We start from the raw sequence: 20,482 nt of genomic DNA on the forward strand, positions 1-20,482 counted from the left end.
ATGCCGATCCAATCTTGAAGGACCGAAGATCATGAGCAACCGTCTGAAGACCGGCCGCCGCCTTCTGTTGTGCTGCTCGTCTCTGTTTCCGGTTCTCCTGACGGCTGCGCCAGCCTTCGCGCAGGCGGTCAATCTCGGCGGTGCGGGCAACCTCATCGTGCCCGACGGGCGCACGCAGACGAGCGTCACGAACAGCGGCAACGTCACGGATGTGCGCACCGACACGGTGCGCGGCGATGTCGGCTTCAACTCCTTCTCGCGCTTCGAGGCCGGCGCCGGAAACACGGTGAACCTGCATCTCGCCCCCAACACGGGCACGCTGGTCAACGTCGTCCGCGACGCGCCGGTGGTCGTCGAGGGCACGGTCAACGCGTTGAAGAACGGCACGATCGGCGGCAACGTCGTCTTTTCCGATCCCTACGGCTTCGTTCTCGGCAAGGAAGGCACGATCAACACGGGCGGACTGACCGTCAACACGCCGACGCGTGAATTCCTCGAAGGCGCCATCGGGCGCGACGGGCGGATCGACACCGGCATGACCGATCGCCTGATCTCCGGCGACGTGCCGATCTCGCCGGACGGTTCCGTGGTGATCCGGGGCCGCGTCAACGCGCAGACCCATGTCGACATCAATGCGGCCTCGATCGACATCGATCCGGAAGCCAAGCTCCGCCGCCATCGCGAGAACTTCGAAGCGAGCGTCAACACCGAAGGCGGCGCATCGCAGGGCGCGGCACTGGTGGTGCGCGACGGGCGAATCCAGCTCGTCGCGACCGGAAACGTGCGGGTCGGCGGATCGCTGGCCGCGCGCGCGACCAGCCGGGAGAGCGCCGCAAAGGGCGCCGGCCGGGTCACGATCCGGGCTGGCGGCAATGTCACGATCACGCCGACCGCGCGGATCGAGGCGTTGGCGGCGATCGCACGCGAGAAGGGCCCGGAGGCCGTGACGGCGATCGTGGGTATCGAGGCGGGCGAGGATCTGGACGTCGCCGGCGAGGTTCGCGCCATAGGCGAGGGCGGAGCGGGCGCGAGCGTCAATCTCGCCGCCGATCGCATCGCCATCAAGGCCGGCGCGCTCATCGCCGCACAGATCGCAGCCGAGGCGCGTTCGGCCTCCGTGAACATGGCGGCGACGCGCGACATCGCCTTCGACGGGCGCGTCGAGGCGAAGGGTGCCGCAAGGACGAAGGGAGGCGAAGTCGCTCTTCGCGCCGGTAGCGACATCGTGCAGGGCGCCGCGTCGTCGATCGATGCGAGCGGCGAGGAAGGATCGGCCGGCGGCGACATCGCCGTGGTGGCGAGGCGCGATCTGACGGTGGCCGACGGTGCCGGCGTCTCCGCGCGCGGCAGCGGCGAGGCAGACGGCGGCTTCGTCGAACTGTCGGGGCACCGGGACGTCCTTCTCGGCGCAGTCGCGCTCGACCTCAGCGGTTCGGGAAGCGGCAAGGGCGGTCATCTCTACATCGATCCCCTGAACCTCACCGTTTCGGCGGGCAGCAACTATCACGCCGGTCAGGGCGGTCTCTTCGAGACCGTGGACTCCGCTGAGATCGACGTGATCGACAAGATCACGGTCGCCGGCGGCGGACGCGTCGACGCCGGGACGAAGAGCCTCGTCCTGACGGCGCGGCAGATCGAGATCGCACAGGGTGGCGAGGTGCGTGGCCGGGACGTGACGATCTCGACCCGCACGATCGATCCGACCGGCCAGGTGCTTCCGGCCGAGATCCTGATCGCCGGCACGCTCTCGGGCGGCGACATCACCCTCGATGCAATCGACCAGATCCGCATTGCCGGCACCGGCATCGTGCGCAGCGAGACGATCGCCGGAACGGGCGCCTCGATCGCTCTTTCCTCCCGTAAGGTCGTCGTCGACGCTGGTGCGAGCGTCTCTGCGACCGGCGACGTGACGATGACGGCGACACGCGCCGGTTCGCTTCTCGACCAGATCACCGACAAGACGGCCTTCGTCGAGGTGTCCGGCGCCGTCTCGGGGCGCACCGTGACCGCCAGCGCCCTCGATCGCATCGCCGTCCGTTCCGGCGGATCGGTGACGGGCCAGCGCGACGTCGCGATCCCCGGCCAGACGCCCGCGACGCGCTTTGCTATTTCCCTTGCCAGCGAGACGATCACGCTCGACGCCGGAAGCACGCTCGCCAGCAATTCGGGCACGGCAAACCTCTTCGCTGAGGCACTCGCGACCGGCGGCATCGGCGAGACCGAGGCCAAGGCCTCGATCTCCATCGGCGGCATCGTCACCGGTCGCGACCTCGTCGCGACGGCGACGACCCTCGTGATGGCCCAGAAGAACGGCGCCGGGGAGATCGACCTCGACGAACCGGAGACGCTCGTCGAGACCATCGCCTCCAACCGCAAGCTGACCCGCCTGATCGGAACGCAGACCGGCCTTCGGGCCGGCTATTACGGGGTTTTGTCGGAAGCGAGCGTGAAGGTGCTGGCTTCGGCCGACATCGACATGACCGGCGACGTCAAGCTCGCCGCGGAAGGAACCCAGTTCGTCTCCAACTTCGTGCGTCGTCCCAAGCGCCAGGCGCAGGACACGGCGACGGGCGTTCCGCTCGGCCTGTCCGTCTATGTCGGCAGCATCCGGTCGACGACCGAGGCGACCATCGAAGCTGGAGCCAGCGTCGATGCGGGCGGGCTTCTTTCGGTCGCGGCGCGCAACGATGCGACCATGAGCATGAAGACCACGCTCGTCGGCAAGAAGTCGACGATGGCCGATGCGGCCGTCGCGGTCGGGCTCACCGATATCGAGACGTCCGCGATCATCCATTCCGGAGCCAGGATCTCGGCCGGCCGGTTGTCGATCGCCGCCGAAAACCTGAACACCCTGTCCGTCGTCTCCAAGACCACGGCCGCAGGCGAGGCGACGGCCGGGCTGTCGCTCGCGATCCAGCTGTCGGACACCGCCGCCACCGCGCGTCTCGGGGCCGATTACGGCAGCACCGCACGGCCGGGCGGCGATGTGAGCATCGCTGCCTACAACAACACCATCCTCAACCGCACGAAGGCCGATGTCACCGTCGGCGGATCGACGCAGGAGAAGGACAGCGGCACCAAGGGCAGCAGCCAGAACAGCGGCGGCGGCGGCAAGGCCGCCGGCTCGGCCTTCTTCAAGTCGGTCGGCTTCCTTTCGGCGGACGGCTCCATTCCGACCCTTCCCGCCAAGGGCGGTCTCGCCCTCGGACTGAATCTGTCGACCCATGCGGCGGACGCCTCGATCGCCGCTGGCGCGGGAGCCACCGCTCCTCGTCTCGTCACCGCCGGCAATGTCGTGGTCGCTTCGGCGGTCTACGACGCACCGATACGGTCCAATGCGTCGGCCGACGTGAAGGAAAGCAAGGACGCGGGCGGCGGAGGCGGGACGGGGCAGGGCACCGGCCAGACCGGTGGTACGAGCGGCACGCAGACGCCTCCGGCCGGCGGCACCGGAGGCACGCAGACGCCGGGCGCAGGAGGCGGGCAGACTGGCGGCGCCGACATCGGCGGCGCGCTGGCCTTCTCGATCGCAGCGGTCAATCACGTCTCGCACGCGACGATCGGCGAGGGCGTTCGCATCGAGGCGGCCAATCTCGGCGTCTCGGCGACCTCCGACACGCCGATCTTCGTCGGCCTCAACGCGCTCGGTCTCGACGAATTGTCGAGCCCGAAGCAGATCCGCCGCGTCGTCGAATCGATCCGCAAGGTCGAAGGCGCCGTGGTCGACATGATCGGCACGAGTTTCGCCGGCACCTCGACGAACATGTCGAAGCTCGGCATCGGTGCGGCGGTCAACTATCTCGAGCTTTCGCACGACACGCGCGCCTGGATCGCGAGCGACGCCTTCGTCCGCACCAGCGGAACGAGCGCTTGGTCCACGACGCTCGACGTCGGCGTGCGTGCCCGCCCGCTGACCCCGTTCGAACGCGCGGAACTCGCCACCGAACTGCTCGGCGACCTCGTGACCGACGGGACGCTCGGAACGCTGCCCGCGGTGATCGATGCCGACGTGCGCGGAGCGAACAAGACCCTGTCCTTCCGCTCGGGCGTCGATCTGACGGCACGCTCGGAAACCCAGACGATCAACATCGCGGGCAGCCCGGCCTGGCTCATCACCAGCCCCGGAACCGGCAGCGACAAGTCCGAATCATCCGTCGGCGGCTCGGCCAATATCAACGTCTTCCGGACCTCGACGGTCGCCGGCATTGGTGCGGGTGCCGACATCGGGTCTGCCACCGGCATCAACGTCGACGCCAAGACGCGCGACATCGTGTTCGCCATCGCGCCGACATCGGGAGAGGGCGCCGGCATTGGTATCAACGGCCTCGTCTCGGTGGTCGCGATCGACAACAAGACCACGGCCACGATCTCGAACGCCGCGCTCGTCAGCGCGGTGACGGTTGGGGTGAACGCCCGCCAGCAGACCGACCTTCTCTCGGTCGCCGGTGCGCTCAGCCGTTCGGGCGGCACGAGCGTCGGACTGGCCGGGGCCTGGACGAACGTCGCGACTCAGACCTCGGCCTTCGTCGGCAACAACGATTCCGTGGTGAGCGGCACCCCCGTTGCCAACCGCGCTAATACGGCACGCGGTTCGATCTCGACCGATGCGCTGACGGTCTCCGCCCAGTCGGACGGCAGCATCCTCTCGCTCTCGGTGGCGGCCGCCGTCGCCCAGCCGCAGCCCCCCAAGGCACCGCCCGCCGGCGGCAATTCGATGCCCGCGGCAGGTTCCGGCGGCGCTGCGACGCAGAACGGGCAGTGGACGGCGGCGACGGCATCCGGCAATCGCGGCAACATCCAGATCGGATCGCAGCGCGCCGGTGCGGCTCTGACCAACAACGCCAAGCTTCCGGGTGCGGGCGCGGACCCGCAGGCCGCTGCGACCAAGGTGCAGAACTCGATCGCCGTTTCGGGCTCCGTTTCGGGCGTGACGACCGGCATCGACACGCTCGCCTATCTCGACGGGGCGACCGTCCTGCGCTTCGGTGCGGCGGGCTCGGTGGCCGTGACGGTCGATGCTGTGAACGACATGCTCATTTCGACCACCAGCGGCGCGGCCTCGCTGTCGCTCGCCGGGCAGGGCGGCGGCGGCGGCATGAGCGCGGCGGTGGCCGGCGCCGTGGCGATCGCCCTCAGCGACAACAAGACCGGAGCGTTCATCCGCAACGGTTCGATCGTGACGGATGCCGGCGCGACGCGCGTCAGCGCGCTCGCCGCGGGCCAGCAGACCGTGCTCGGCCTCGGCCTTGCCGCCAATACCAATGCCGGAAGTGCGTTCTCGATCGCCGGCTCGATCTCCCTCGGAATGATCTTCGACAACGTCAATGCCGGCATCCTCGACTCGACGATCACCGCCTCCTCGGCCTCGGACCTCACCGTCCAGGCCTATCAGAAGAGCGATATCGGCATCGGCGGTCTCGCCATCGCAGTCTCGACGCAAGGCTCGGCCGGCATCGGTCTTGCGATCACGGGGACGGTCATCGGCGACGCCCTCGATCCCACCGATACGACCAGCAAGGCAGCTTCCGCCACGATCGAGAACTCCGTCGTCACGGGCTACCGGAACGTAACGCTGGATGCCGCGACGCTGAGCCGTGTTCTCGCCGGCGCGGGCTCGGTCGGCGTCGCACCGAACGGGATCGGCCTCACCGGCGCGATCGCCTTCAACGACATCTCGTCCACGACCTTCGCCGGCATCACCGGCACCGCGGGGCTTCACCGTGTCTCGGCGGTGAATTCTGTCGTCGTGCGCTCCGGCAGCAAGCGCACGAGCGAGGCGGATACGGCGCTCGCGCGCCTCGATGCCAACCGTCACGTCGCCAAGGGCTTCGATTTCTCGCAGGACGTTCTGGGCGAAAGCACCACCGGCTCGCTGATCTTCTCGGGCGCCATGGCCGGTGCCGGCGGCAAGAATGCCGGCGGCGTCGCGATCCTCTACAACGGCGTGCGTCAAGGCCATGAATCCCTGATCGAGGGCGCGAGCGTCTCGGCTGCGACCGGCGACATCAGCGTCGAATCCAGCGACGATACCCGCATCATCGGCGTCGCCGCCGGCATCTCGGTGGCCACCGGAGAGTTCGGCGGAGCCGGCTCGATCGTCGTCAACCTCGTGAAGAACAAGACCAGTGCTACGGTTCGCAACGCGACGTTGAGCGCGCGCGACATCGCGGTTCTTGCCGAGAACACGTCTCTGGCCGGAGGCGGCGCGGGCTCGATCGGCATCGGCGCCTCGGCGCAGGGCACCGGCCTCGGCCTCTCGCTCATCTCCGGCGCCATCGCCAACGATACGGACGCGGTAGTCTCGGGCGGTACGCTCACCGCTTCGCGCGATGTCGCGATCGGCGCGCGCTCGGCCGGGCAGATCGTCACGGCCGCCGTCAGCGTCGGTGCCGGCGGCACGGTCGGCATCGCCGGCTCGATCGCCAATTCCGTCGCGGCCAACGATGCGCGAGCGCTCGTCAGCAATGCCGTCATCGAGGCCAACAACAACGTCCTCGTCCACGCGAGTAATGCCGATTCCATCCACACCGTCGCCGGCGCCGTCGGCGTCAGCCTCAAGGCGGCGGGCGTCGGGCTTTCGACCGTCGTCAACGTCGTGCGCGGCGAGACGATCGCGGCCGTGGACGGCGGCTCGGTGGTCGCACGCGGCGCCGGAGATGCGGCGACCGTCGACAACGGCAAGGTCGCCACGGCCTATGCGTTCAACCTGGAGAACTTCGCCAAGTCGGTGGTTCTGATCCCCGCGAACCTCACCAACGGCACGCGCCTCGTCAGCGGCCTTTCCGTCGGTGCGGTCTCGCAGCAGAAGGTCTCGTCCGCCTCGCTCGCTGTCGGCGTCGCCATCAATGCGGACACCATCGTCTCGGTCGCAGGCGCGGTCAGCCCCGTGGTCAACGTCCTGGGCGGCAAGACCGAGGCGCGGATCGACGGCGCCTCGATCAACACCGCCGGCGCCGACAACCGCGATGCGGACGTCGCTGTGACGGCATCCTCCAACACCTTCGCGCAGAACGCCGTGGTCGCTGCGGCGGGTGCCACCGGCGTTGCCGGTGCCGGCGCCTTCGTCTCCAACATCATGGAACGCGAAACCACGGCCGTCGTGCGCAATGCGGCCATCGGCGCGGCAGGCAGCGTCGGCGCCGTGGACGTCGTGTCGAACGCGGTGATGGACTCCTCGAACCTCGTCGCGGGCCTGTCGGTGGGTCTCGGCGCCGTCTCCGGCTCGATGATCGTCAACGTCTTCGACGCCGATACGACCGCGCAGCTGTCGGGCGGCAGTCTTACGGCACGCGCCCTGTCGGTGAAGGCGGACACCGATACCGGATATCTCGGCGTCGCGGGTTCCGGCGCGGGCGGCGCGCTGGCACTGGCCGGCGCGATGAACGTCTCGGTCAATCTCGGTTCCACCAAGGCGCTCGTCGGCGCCGGCAATGTTTCGACCTCTCTTCTTCTCTCCGAAGATCTGAAGGTCTCGGCTCGGGCCTTCGACGAGCAGTACGCGTCCGTGGTGGGCGGCGCGGTTTCGGCGGGCGGCGGCAGCGTTGCCGTCGCCGGCATGCTCAACTTCTCGGTCCTGCTTTCCGATACGATCGCCTCGGTGGATGGCGTCTCCGGATCCATGCGCAGCGTCGACGTCGACGCCACCCATTCGGTTCTCCTGATGCCGATCACCGGCGGCACGGGAATCTCGGTCGACGGCGTGGGCGTCGGCGCCGCCGCAAATGTCATGCTCACGAAATCGACCGTCGCGGCCGAAATCGTCAACAGCTCCTTTGCGACCACCGGGTCGGTCAAGGTCGCAGCGCTCGGCCAGCGGCAGATCGAGATGGTGACGGCGACGCTCGGCGGCGGCGCGGGCGCCGGCCTCGGCGCGTCGGTCGGTATCGTCGTTGCCGGCATCCGCATGTCGGCCGATGCCGAGAACGAGCTCGGAAGCACGCTTTCGGGCGCGAACCGGCAATCGAATCAAGATGTCGGAAGCTCGCAAGGTGCGGACTACGTCGCGCAGGGCGGCGGGACGATCGAGCCGGGATCGGGCAATGCGAACGCCAGCGGGCTGCGTCGGCAGAACGTCGTCACGAATGCGGTCGACAGCACCAAGCAGGACAAGGTCATCGCCCGGATCGAGGGCGGGTCGATCACCGGCGGCGTGACCACGGTGAACGCGGACTCGCGGATCAAGATCTCCAATTTCGCGCTCGGCGCGGGCATCGGCGGATCGGTCGCGGGCGGAGCGGCGCTCGGCTTCACCTTCGTCAACCAGCACGTCCAGGCAGGTGTCTCGGGCACGCACAGCTTCGGCTCGCTTTCCGTGGCGGCGCTCTCGAGCGGCATCAACGGCGCGACCAGCCGAAACCTTTCGGCCATCCAGAACCGCAAGGTCGAGGACGGCACGACTTCCGGCGGGCGCTCCATCGTCACCGACGGCGACATCAACGTCACCTCGATCGCGGGCGCGGGCTCGCTCGTCGGCGCCCTCGGCGCTGCGGTCGCGGTATCCTCGCTCGACAGCACGGTGAAGGCGAGCGTCGGCGGATCGGTGACCACCAATGGCCGGCTGGCGGTGAACACCGGCGATACGACTTCGGTGCGCTCGAACGCGATCGGCGTCGCGGTGGGTGTCCTGGGCGGCGGCATCGGCGTCTCGATCGCGGTCGCCGAGCGTGGCACGAACCTGACGTCGGAGATCAGCGATTCGAGCACGATCACGAACGCCTCCGGCGTCGAGGTCGGCGCGCTTTCGACCGGACGGGCCGAAACCCTCGCGGTTGCGGGCGGCGCCGGCCTGATTGGCGCGGGCGCGGGTGCGACGGCGACCTCTCTCGACGATACGAACGTGACGGCCCGGATCGGCGCCGGCGCGACGCTCTCCTCGATCAAGGCGGGCGGTGTCGCGGTCGCGGCCTCCGCAACGCCGACCGTGAAGGCGGAAACCTTCGGCGTCGCCATCGCCACGGGCGGTGCCGTCGGTGCATCGATCTCGGTGGCAGAGGCCAGCAACACGGTCACCGCGTCGATCGGGAGAGGCGCTACGATCCAGTCCCTCGGCAAGCTCTCGGTGACGGCGGACCTTTCGAGCCCGGCGGGAACCGGGATCTATGCCCGCTCCGTGGCGGGGTCCGGCGCTCTCTATCTGGCGGCCCAGGCGAGCGTCTCGCGCGCCCTCAGCACGGGCCGCGCCGGTGCCTCAATCCTGGACGGCGTCACGATCGATACGCGCACCCTGGCCGGCGGCGCGGAGACCGGTCGCGGCGACATCGAGGTCGCGGCCCGCAGCGCCACCCGTCAGCAGGCCGACACCACCGGTGTCGCAGTCTCGCTCGGCCTGTCCCTCGGCGCGACGGTTGCCGAGGCGAAGTCCGACGTCGAGACCCGCGCCTCCGTCGGGGCGAATTCCGACATCCGGGCCCGGAATCTGTCGATTTTCGCGACGGGAGACGATAGGAATGTCGCATCCGCCATCGCGGGCGGTGGAGGCCTCGTCTCGGGTTCTGCCGCGGTCGTTGTCACCGCCAACCGCTCGGTCGTGGAGGCGACTCTCGGAAGCGGTTCGGCCAGCGACAAGGTCTCCCTGACCGGCACTCTGTCCCTGAATGCCTCGCATCTTGCCGGTATCGGCGGCAGCGTCAGCAGCGTGAACGCCGGTGTCGTCGGGGCCAGCGGTGCCCGCGCCCAGCATTCCGTGTCGTCCACGGTCATCGCCGCGATCGCCGCCAATGCGGAGGTCGCCGCAGCCGATCTTGCCGTCTCGGCGATGAACCGCACCCACCGCCTGTTTGCGGGCGAGGCGGCGAACCAGATCAATTTCCAGACCGGACGGTCGTCCTTCAACGGCGACACCGCCGGCTGGAACCTCGATTCGGGATCGGGCGGCATTCTCAACCTGCCGGCCGGTGAGAGCCGGACGACGATCTCGCACACGACCCATGCGACGCTCGGCGACAATGCGCGCGTCACGCTCGACAAGCCAAGCGGCCGCTCCCTCGCGGCCGTCACCGCCGCCAACGAGATCGTCGTTCACGACAAGGTCCGCCTGGACTCGGGCGGCCTGATCGCGACGGCCGATACGCGCACCTATCTCGACGTGACCAAGAACGAGGCGAAGGTCGGTCTCGGCGCCGGAGCGAGGCTCGTTCTGCCGAACGGCAATGCGGCGCTCTCCGCCTACGACAACGCGCATCTCGACCTGCGGGCCGCGTCGACGACCTATGGCCTCGCCGGAGCGCCGACGGGCCACGCGCAGATCGACTATCGCCGGACAAACCTCGTCGATCTCGGCGAAAGCGCGCTCGTCGAGGCGAACAGCCGCAACGATATCCTCTCGGGCAATATCGCGATCGCAGCGGGCGCCTCGCTCGACGCCAATCTCGCCTCCACGCTCTCGCGTGTGTCGGCCCGTGCGACGGTGGACCTCTTCAACAAGACGGTCATCGCTATCCCGACCGTGCCGAACCCGCTCGTCGACATCTCCGGCAATTCGACGATCCGGATCGCCGATTCTGTGATCACCGACACCGGTGTGCGCGCCGCCGGCGACATCACCCTGACGGCCACGCGCGGGCTCGTCGATGCGAGCGCGGTCGGAACCGGCAAGGACATCTACCGCGAGAGCCTCGCCACCGTCGTGAACGGCGTCGCCTCGCTGTTCGGGGCCGACAACATCACCTTTGACTACAAGGGTGGCTCGGCGCGCGTCGCAGGCCTCGGACTGGCCCCGATCGATGGCGACGTCGTGACCGGTATCGCGCGCCGGAAGTCTCTGACGATCGACTACGCGACGAATGATGCGAACGCCCGGCCGATCAACGGCGCCGCGTGCCTCACCTCGATCAGCATCTGTCTCGCCCTCACGCCCGAGGGGTCGATCGGCTTCGCCGAGACGACCGGTCTGCCGCTCGGCACGACGATCGTCGATCGGCTGAAGGAACTGCGCGAACTCCTGTCGCAATACGGGTCGGACCCCGTCGCTTCGGCCGCCTATCGCGGCGAGATCAGCTTCCTCGAGAAGAAGCTGGTCGCCCTCGGTCTTTCGCGCGACGGTTCCAGCGGGTCCTATTCCGTACCGACGGTCTTCGACGAGAAGACCGCCGAACTCGAACTCGCGAGGCAAGCGCTCAACGGCATCGGCGGCGGCTTCGACACGAGCACCCGCACGGTGGTCACCAATTCGGGGAACGCCGCCACGGCCGGCACCACCATCGGAACCAGTGCTTCGACGGTCGAGACATCGGTTGCGAACGGCAAGGCGGCCGCGGACAGCATCCTTGCCGGCGCCTCGACCCTCAGCGGCTACGATACGGACGCAACCCGCGCGGCCAACGCTGCCGACGCTGCCGAAATCAACCGTCTGACAGGTGTCAATGCCGGGCTGGCGAGCGACATCGGCTCGGCCCGTCAGTCGCTGGCCTCTGCCCGGCAGGCGATCGCCGATGCCCGGACCGAGATCGAGGCACAGCAGAAGATCATCAGCGATACGCAGAAGGCGATCGGAGACCTGCCCTTCGGTTCAGCGGCTTCCGCGGTCTCCGCGCTGGAGGCGAAGATCGAGACGGCCCGTTCGGCGATCGTCACCTCGACGGCGACGATCGAGGCGCGCCTTGCCGACGCCGACACCCATGCCGCGACGATCGAGACGAAATCTGCGAGCGTCGCCTCGAACCTGCAGTCCATCCAGAGCCGCCAAGAATCCATCGTCGGACGCTCCAACAAGGGCACGACCGGCGATACGACGATCGTCGCGGCGATCGGCGGACAGCAGACGAACCTCGAGACGGCCCGCTCGAACGCCGCCACCTCGTCGGCGACGATCGCGACGAACGCGGGATCGATCGGCACGGCGCAGACGAATTCCAGCTCGGCCTTCAGTTCGGTGCAGGGCTACGCGACCTCGCGCACGACGCTCGCCTCGACCGTGCAGACGCTGGAGACCGGGTTCGCCAACAACGCCTACTCCAAGGTGAACCCGTCGGCGCCGACGACGAGCGCCGTCACCGTGGAGGACACGGTGGTCCGCCTCGGCGACATCAACGTCTTCGCCGATCAGGTCACCGGCAACGGACTTCTGTCCGCGCCCGGCGATGCCGCGATCAGCATCGTCAACAACACGGCCCACACGCTGAACGTCGGCAATCTGACCGTGGACTCGGAGTCCGGCGGAACGGTTCGCTACAACGGCGTCACCGTCAACGGCGCTGCCGACATCCAGCGGATCAATGTCGACAAGACCGCTCCGGTCGGCCTCACGGTCGTCAGCTCCACCACACAGGGCGTGTCGGTGCCGGCGATCACGATCCAGAGCAATTACAACGTCGACAGCGCCACCTATTACGATGCCAATGCCACGCAGCTCTGGCGCAGGACGGCGAATCCGGCACCCGATATCGTCGTCCTGAAGGACAAGGCGTTGTCGAACGTGCGCGGCGCCGTGCGCATCCTGTCGGAGGCCGGAAACGTCTATGTGCGCGGTTCGGACGATCCGAACTTCGTCTCGATCGCGGCGGGTTCGGTCGACATCACGGCCAAGAACGGCGACTACGTCCAGGGCTTCACCTACGGCTTCGAGCATGTCGGAGGCGATCCGGCCTATGGCAAACAGACGGGCATGGGCATCCTCGCGAACGGCGCGGTCAACATCAGCGCCCGCTACCTGAACATCAACTCGACCATCCAGAGCGGCATCGCCGATTGGGGCGTGACGATCCCGGCGGCACCGAAACTCACCGCGAGCGCGTCCACGCTCGGCGTCTCCGGGACCGTCATCACCTCGCTTCTCGATGCCTACAAGCGGGCGGTGGAGCAGGATCCGGCAACGGCGGTCGCAATCAGCGAACTCGAGACCGGTCTCTGGTTCGACGCGGCCGGCAATGGCGGGGCGGGTCGGCTTTCCTTCACGATCGACTATGCGAAGGGCAAGGGTCTCTCGGGCAAGTTCACCCTCGACGACACGGTGCTGAACATCCCCGCCACGATCGGTCGCCCCGGCAAGATCGAGGTCTCCTACGACACGGCGCTGGATCGCTACATCGTCGACGGCACCAATGTGCGCGGCGGCTTCATCCAGATCTTCGGCCAGATCATGAACACGTCGGGCACCAGCGGCGCGCTGAACGTCCTCGACGGCTACGGCCAGATCGCGATCAACAATCTGGGCTCGCGGGACGTCGTCATCGGCAAGCTCGATGCGGGCGAGGACCCGACCGGAACAGGCCGCGGCGTCGCTGGGCGGATCGAGCTCACCGACATCTACAGCGTCAGCACCGGCAATGCCGCGAAGCCGGTCACGGCGGTCCGTACCGTCTTCACCCGCGACAACGGCAAGGTTTCGAGCAAGCGCGAGGTCGGTTACCTGACGGCCACGGGCATCTTCGAGGTCGATGCCGGCGGTACGACCACCACCGTTCACGACGCCCGGATGGCCGGCTACGATCCCCAGACCGGCCTGCGCTACAACTGGACGACGGGCGTCGACAACTCGACCAAGGTGCGGACCCACTACAAGGGCACGGAATTCTTCGGAAATTCCGACTGGCGGACCGACCCGGATCTCGAGGTCGTCTCGCGCGACACCACCCAGCTCAGCTCCTATCGCCTGAAGGATGGAACCTACGTCTCGCTGAACACGGCGACGGGAGAGGTCCCCAAGACCTACAGCAACGGTGCGACGACGAGCGAGCTCGTCGACGACTGGCGCGACTGCAACTGGTGGACCCTTTGCATTGCGGCCGACTACAACTTCATCATCGAAGACGTCATCCCGACGAAGACGATCACGACCCATACGCTCAAGGCCGACAACCGCATCGCGGTGAACTTCATCGGCTACGACACCGGTTCGGTGACCGTCGCTTCCGGCGGCAGCGTCGTCCTCAATGGTGCGGTGAACAACAAGACCGGCTCGACCACCATCTCGTCGAGCGCAGGCTCGATCGTCCGGGAAGGCACGTCGCAGCGCATCTCGTCCAAGGACATCAGTCTTTCGGCAGCGGGTTCTGTCGGCGGTCTCGGGCTCGGTGAAGCCATCGCGGTCGACATGACCGGCGGCCTCAGCGGCTCGGCAGGAAACGGCAATTTCGTCGTCGACGCGAGTTCGGCGGTGGCGATCGGAACGATCACGGCTTCGGGCGATGCGCGCGATCTGAAGGGGCGCGTCGTTCTTAGTGCCTCCGGCTCGATCACCGGCAACTTGAACTCGAAGATCGAGGCGCCGCGCGTCGAACTGACGTCGCGCTACGGCTCCATCGGCTCCACGAGCAATCTTCTGACGGTCAATACGGGCTATGCCAACGGTTCGGGCGATCGCCCGTTCGGCGATCCGGCCAAGGGCGAGAACGTCAACGCCTATTACGGTCTCAAGGTCACGGCGGCAGGCGATATCGGCCTCCGGTCGACGTCGTGGAGCGGCAATGCGGACGGCTCCATGCTGGTCGACCGCGTGGTTTCGGGCGGTGGCAACGTCTCCCTGTCGACGCCGGGTGCGATCCTCGACAACAACCCGATCCAGTCGATCGACACCCGCACCTGGAACGAGCTCGTCTCCTACTGGAACTCGCTCGGGCTTCAGTCCGGTGCGGCGAACTCGGCAAAGGTCCAGGCCGTCATCGACGCCTTCCAGAACCAGATCACGTCGGAGAAGCTGATCTTCGATCAGTTGCAGGCGCGCACCGGCTCGGGCGTCTACGATCGGAACTTCGCGTTCGCGATGAACGCGGCGGAGCGCCAGGCCTTCGTCGCGACGCTGGGCCTGCCCGCAACGGCGACCACGGCCGAGATCGATGCGGCGGTGACCGCCTACGAGGCGCTGCAGACCGCGCGCTATCACGACTTCGAGGCCAAGCGGGCGACCCTCACCGGGACCTTCGGTGCCGATGGGAAATATACCGCCAGCAATGGCGAGATCGCCGCGAGAAGCCAGGGGGCCATCTGGACCGACCGCGAACTCGCCTTCTCGCTTTCGGCGGGCGCCCTGAAGACGATCACCGGTACCAATCCGGTGCTGAAGGCGCCCAACGTCTCGGGACGCACCGTCACGCTTTCGGCGGACAAAGGGCTCGGCGAAGTCGCCAGCACCGTCGTCATCCCGATCGACGTGCGCCCGCAGGATCTGACGGATGCGCAGAAGGTGGCTCTCGCCACGGCCGAGCGATCGGACTTCCTGCCCTATACCCAGGGCGGCCCGCTCCGCATCTCCTCGGTGCGGATGCTCAACGTCGACGCGCTCGATCGCCTGAACGTCGCGGTCTCGAGCGCCGGCACGAACGCCTCCATCGCCTCGCTCGGCGACATCCGGTTCGGCACGGTTTCGGTGACCGGCGAGCTGCGCGCCAAGGCGAGGGGATCGCTCGTGAACGCCCTGGGCGCGGACGCCCTGTCGGCGGGCTCCTACGTCCTCGAAGCGTCGAACGGCGGCATCGGCTGGAGCCGTGCGCTCGACGGAACGCTCGTTGCGGGCCAGTTGCGCCTGAAGCCGGTGAACACCACCGGCACCCCCGGCCAGTACCGGGGAGCGATCGTCGCCCGTGCCGCGGAATTGGTCGATCTCTCGGTCGAGGGCGACGCCAATATCGATACGGTCTATTCGCGCAAGGACGTTTCGATCGATGCGGACGGAGATATCCGCAACGCCAGCGGTGACCAGCTCATTAACATCCTCGCCGAGACCGTGACGCTGAAGGCGGACGGTTCGATCGGTTCGTCGACGAACCGCCTCAATATCGGCAACGGGCTGAACGGCGCGGTCTCCGCCGATGCCGGAGGATCGATCCATCTCTACGGGCCCGACGGCTACAAGCTGACGCTGGACAGCGTCATCGCGCGTGGTGGCGTGCTCGACGTCATGGCTGGACAGTTCGCGCCGAGCGAGCTCCTCGTCCGCGGCAGGCTCGATGCGGGGGCAAACGCAAATCTGACGGCCACGGGGCGCATCGCCTTCGGGGCGGGCGGGCTGCTGCGTTCCGGCGCTGGCGCGGTCCTGACGGGCGGCTCGCTGCGCATGATCGAGGGCTCCTCGGTCACGGCCGGAGGGCAGATCACCGTCGCGACGCAGGGCAATGCGCAGGTGACGGCGCTGACCTCGGCGCAATCAGCCCCGGACGCCATCCGCGTGACGGCTGGCGGGCGGATCCTCGCGGGCACCGGCCAGAACAGGGTCGACCTCAAGGCGAGCGCGCCGGGCGGTGGCGTCGTCCTTCAGGCCGGGCTCGGCATCGGCGACCGCGGCGTGTCGAACACCACGCTGGCCGACGAGACGGCGGCGAACGGCCCGAACCCGCTGCGCATCGACGCGGCCTCGCTCGATGCCGCAAGCGGCGGTGCCATCGCCGTCCGGATGCTGCGGGACGTGACCTCGTCCTCGATCCGGGCTGCCGGCGATATCGACCTTCTGGCCGATGCAGGTCTGCAGTCCGCTCTCCTGCGGTCGGCTCAGGGTTCCGTCCGCATTCTCGCCAAGGACGCCGCCACCATCGCACGCATCGAGGCGGCCGGCGCCGTCTCCTTCACCGGTGGTGCGACGGCGAGGATCGACACCGCCCTCTCGGGTGGCTCGCAGCAACTGATCGCGGAGAACGACCTCGCTTTCGGGTCGCTGCAGGCGACGGTCGGAGACATCGCCGCGACGTCGCGCACAGGTGCGATCGACGGCACTTCGGTCAAGGCCGGCGGCAGCGTGTCTGCCACGGCCAAGCGTTCCGTCACGGCGGACATGATCGATGCGGCTGCGAACGTCACGCTCACCGCCGGCCAGTCGATCGCGGTCCGCCAGACGACTGCCGGAGCGGGCGTCTCGGCGGATGCCGGGACGACCCTAACGGCTGGACGTATCGCCAGCGGGGCATCGCAGCGGCTGGTCGCGGTCGACGACCTCACCTTCGGCTCGCTCGACGCGAGAGCCGGCGATATCGCAGCGACCTCGCAGGCAGGTTCGGTGAAGGGCAGGGCGGTGACGTCGGGCGGCCGCTTTGCGGCAACCGCGAAGCGCTCCGTCCTCGTGGACACGATCGGCACCGGCACGAACGTTCTTCTCGGCGCGGGCGACGCCATCGACGTGCGCCAGATCGATGCCGGAACGAGTGTCGGGGCGGATGCCGGTACGGTGTTGACGCTCGGCCGCGTGATCAGCGGCGCCTCCCAGCTTCTGGGTGCGGTGGGCGACATCGCCTTCGGTGCGCTCGATGCGAAATCCGGCGTCATCGCCGCGACGTCGCGGACAGGTTCGGTCCAGGGCAGCTGGGCGGTGTCCGGCGGCCTCTTCGCCGCGAAGGCGAAGCGCTCGATCGTTCTGGACAGGATCGGCACCGGCACGAGCGTTTCGCTCGGTGCGGGCGAGGCGATCACGGTTCGCGAGACCGATGCCGGAACGAATGTCGCGGCGGATGCCGGGACGAGGTTGACGCTCGGCCGCGTCACCAGCGGCGCTTCGCAGGAGCTCGTCGCAGTGAACGACCTGGCCTTCGGAACGCTCGAGGCCAAGGCCGGCGATATCGCCGCGGCCTCGCGGGCGGGCTCGGTCGAGGGGCGGTCGGTGACGGCGGGCGGTTTCTTTGCCGCAAGTGCGAAGCGCGCGATCGCCGCGGATGCGATCGGCACCGGCACCAGCGTCTCGCTCGGTGCGGGCGAGGGGATCGCGGTCGGCAACACGGTGGCGGGCACGAGCCTGACCGCCGATGCCGGCTCGACACTCAGCGCCAGCCGGATCGTCAGCGGCGGTTCGCAGAGCCTGACGGCGAACGGCGATCTCGTCTTCGGCTTCCTGAAGTCGATCGGGATTTCGGCGGATGCGGGCGACATCGCCCTTCTGTCTCGCAACGGGGGCGTCTTCGGCGGCTCGACCGGAACCATCGATGCCGCTCGCGATCTCTCCGTCGAAGCGCGGCTCGGCCTGACATTCGAGAAGCTGACGGCCGGGCGTGACATGCGCATCCGGACAGGCGGCGACCTCAAGGGCCAGGACCTCGCGGTCGGCCGGACTCTTGACCTCTGGGTCGGGGGCACGAACGGCGTGAAACTGCGCAAGGTGACCGGCCGCGACCTCACCCTGTCGGTCGCGGGCCCGTTCACCGTCGAGACGGTCGCAACCGCGGACCGTGTCGGCTTCCACACGCCCGAACTGCAGATCGGAACGCTCCAGTATACGGGGAACACCGTACTCGGGCTCGACATCACGGGCTTCGAGGGCGCGATCGCCCGCTATGCGGCGCTCACCGTGGATGCGCCGGCGATCGCGATGAAGCAGCTCTTCGTCACCGACAGCCGCTTCCGCACGAACGCCTTCTCGGTCACGCTGGCCGACGGGCGCGTACCGGGCTCGATGGAATGGCTGACCCCGTGGCGGACGGTCTGGATGAACAATCGCTTCCAGCAGCCGACACTCAGCCACAACGTGCAGCTCTACAAGCCGAGCGGTTCCTTCGCCTTCGATCAGCTCGGCAATCGCACCGCGACCACATCCTACGTGGTTCGCTACGGCCTCGGTTCGAACATTCACCAATTGTTCAACGGCGAAGCCTACCTTGGGGCAAGCTTCATCCGTAACTTCGAGGCGGCAATGCAAGACCCGTCCAACGACTTGCCGGGTCTTGAGGGGCGGGAGCGTTCGCTCCTTGCTCCCAACTTCACAGCGATGATGAACCGCTTCCTGCGGACCGGCATGGGCTCGGTGACGAAGGCGCTCGAAGCGCCGGCGGTCAATCTCGGCGCCGGACCCGAAGAGGGCGAGAACGAGGCGGTTCTGGAAGAGGCGGCGCTGCGTTAGGCCGGGGGGCCTTCGCCTGCGGGAACGAAGCTTGGGGAAGCATGAGATGGTGCATGGGGGCATGAGGCGTCTGGCTTTGGGCCTGACGACGGGGACGGCGCTCGCGCTTTCCGGCGCGGCGATGGCCCAGCAGGTGCCGGCGCGCATCGATCCGGGCGCGATCCAGCAGCAGACGCTGGAGACACAGGGCCAGGCCTCGGCGCCGCTTTCCGTTCCGGGAAGCGAGACGGACGGTCTCGTCAGGCCGGAGGTTCCGCCCCCTCTCGTGTTCCCGGCGGGCGGACCGACCTTCCGTCTGAAGGCGGTGGAATTCGGGTCCTCGTCACTCCTGCCGCAGGCCGATCTCGACGCCATCGCGGCCCGCTATGTCGGACGCGACGTCGACCTGTCGCAGGTGCAGTCGATCGCCAACGAGGTGAACGCCCTCTACGCCGACCGCGGCTACGTGACGGCGAGCGCCATTCTGCCGGCGCAGGATCTTTCCTCGGGGCGGCTGCAGGTGCAGCTGGTGGAGGGACGCACCGGCAATGTCAGCTATGAGGGACGCCGCACGCTGCGCGAATCCTATCTGGCCGGTGTCGTCAGGCTTCCGCCGGACAGCGTCGTGGACGCCCCGGCGCTGACGCGCCAGGTCGACCGGTTCAACCGCACGAACGCCGCGCAGATCCAGGCATCGCTCGCACCGGGCGCAGGCTTCGGGCTGACCGACATCAACCTCGCGGTGATCGAACCGCCCCGCAACACGCTTCAGGTCTTTGCCGACAATCTCGGCGTCGAGACCGTGGGCGAATACGAGGGCGGCCTCCTCTACCAGAATTACGGGCTTCTCGGCCTCGACGATCGCCTCACGGCCTACGGCCTCTACGCGGAGGGCAACCTCTTCGGCAACGCCTCGTACAATCTGGCGGTCACGCCCTGGGGCACGCGCGTCGGCGTCAGCTATTCGCGATCGGCCATCCGGATCGTCGACGGGCCTTTCGTCGATCTCGACGTCGACGGCGAGTCGGAGGTGGTCTCCGCGAACCTCTCGCATCCCCTCTACAGTGCCGGGCCCTATCTGCTCCTCGGCAATCTCGCGACGTCCTACAGCCAGTCGCAGACCAATCAATCCGGCGTGCGCATCACCGACGACGAAACGGTGAAGGGCACGGCCGGCTTCTCGGCAAGCTATCTCGGGCAGATCTTCAGTCTCACTTTGTCCCCGACCCTTTCTCTCGCCAGGGCCGACATCAACATCACGGGCGAGGAACTCGAATACGAGCTCTTCCAGATCTCGGGCAGCGGTTCGGTGCGGCTCGACGAGGAGACGCTTCTCGTCGCGCGCGGCACGGGGCAGTATGCGAGCGCGCGGCTCCTTCCCGGCAGCGACCTCTTCCAGATCGGCGGCCCTGCCAGCGTGCGGGGCTATCCGTCGAGCGCCGCCTCGGGCGATTCGGGCTACTTCTACAATCTGGAACTCCATCGCAGCCTCGGCCGCTTCGTCGAGGGCCTCGAGGGCTTCGTCTTCATCGACAACGGCACGGTCTTCTCGGAATTCCCGGCGAGCCTCAGCCTCACATCCTTTGGGGCGGGCCTCAACTACAGCTGGAACGATCGCCTGCGGGCGGAAGTCTCCCTCGGCATTCCGATCGAGGATGCCGTCGCCGACCAGAGCGACCTCTCCATCTACGCCCGGCTCGTAGCCACGGTCTTCTGACAGCCACTCCGACCTGCCGGATGCACGAAACGATCATC

The 20,482-nt window shown here is 67.9% G+C and carries 2 protein-coding genes; both read left to right on the forward strand.

Going from position 1 to position 20,482, the window contains the following annotated elements; genetic code table 11:
* Positions 1 to 31: 31 nt before the first annotated feature.
* The gene (locus DYI37_RS00480; protein WP_116681244.1) at positions 32 to 18,748 is read left to right on the forward strand and encodes a leukotoxin LktA family filamentous adhesin; all 18,717 of its coding nucleotides are present in this window, start codon (positions 32 to 34) and stop codon (positions 18,746 to 18,748) included.
* Positions 18,749 to 18,809: 61 nt separating this feature from the next.
* A complete protein-coding gene (locus DYI37_RS00485; RefSeq protein ID WP_158555046.1) occupies positions 18,810 to 20,444 on the forward strand; it encodes a ShlB/FhaC/HecB family hemolysin secretion/activation protein in 1,635 nt (544 codons plus the stop codon).
* Positions 20,445 to 20,482 lie beyond the last annotated feature (38 nt).

This window comes from Fulvimarina endophytica (assembly GCF_003403015.1).
Classification (GTDB): domain Bacteria; phylum Pseudomonadota; class Alphaproteobacteria; order Rhizobiales; family Rhizobiaceae; genus Fulvimarina; species Fulvimarina endophytica.

Excerpts from the sequence above, each read along its gene's own strand:
- DYI37_RS00480 (WP_116681244.1), top strand. The coding sequence starts at position 32 with ATGAGCAACCGTCTGAAGACCGGCCGCCGCCTTCTGTTGTGCTGCTCG.
- DYI37_RS00485 (WP_158555046.1), top strand. The coding sequence starts at position 18,810 with ATGAGGCGTCTGGCTTTGGGCCTGACGACGGGGACGGCGCTCGCGCTT.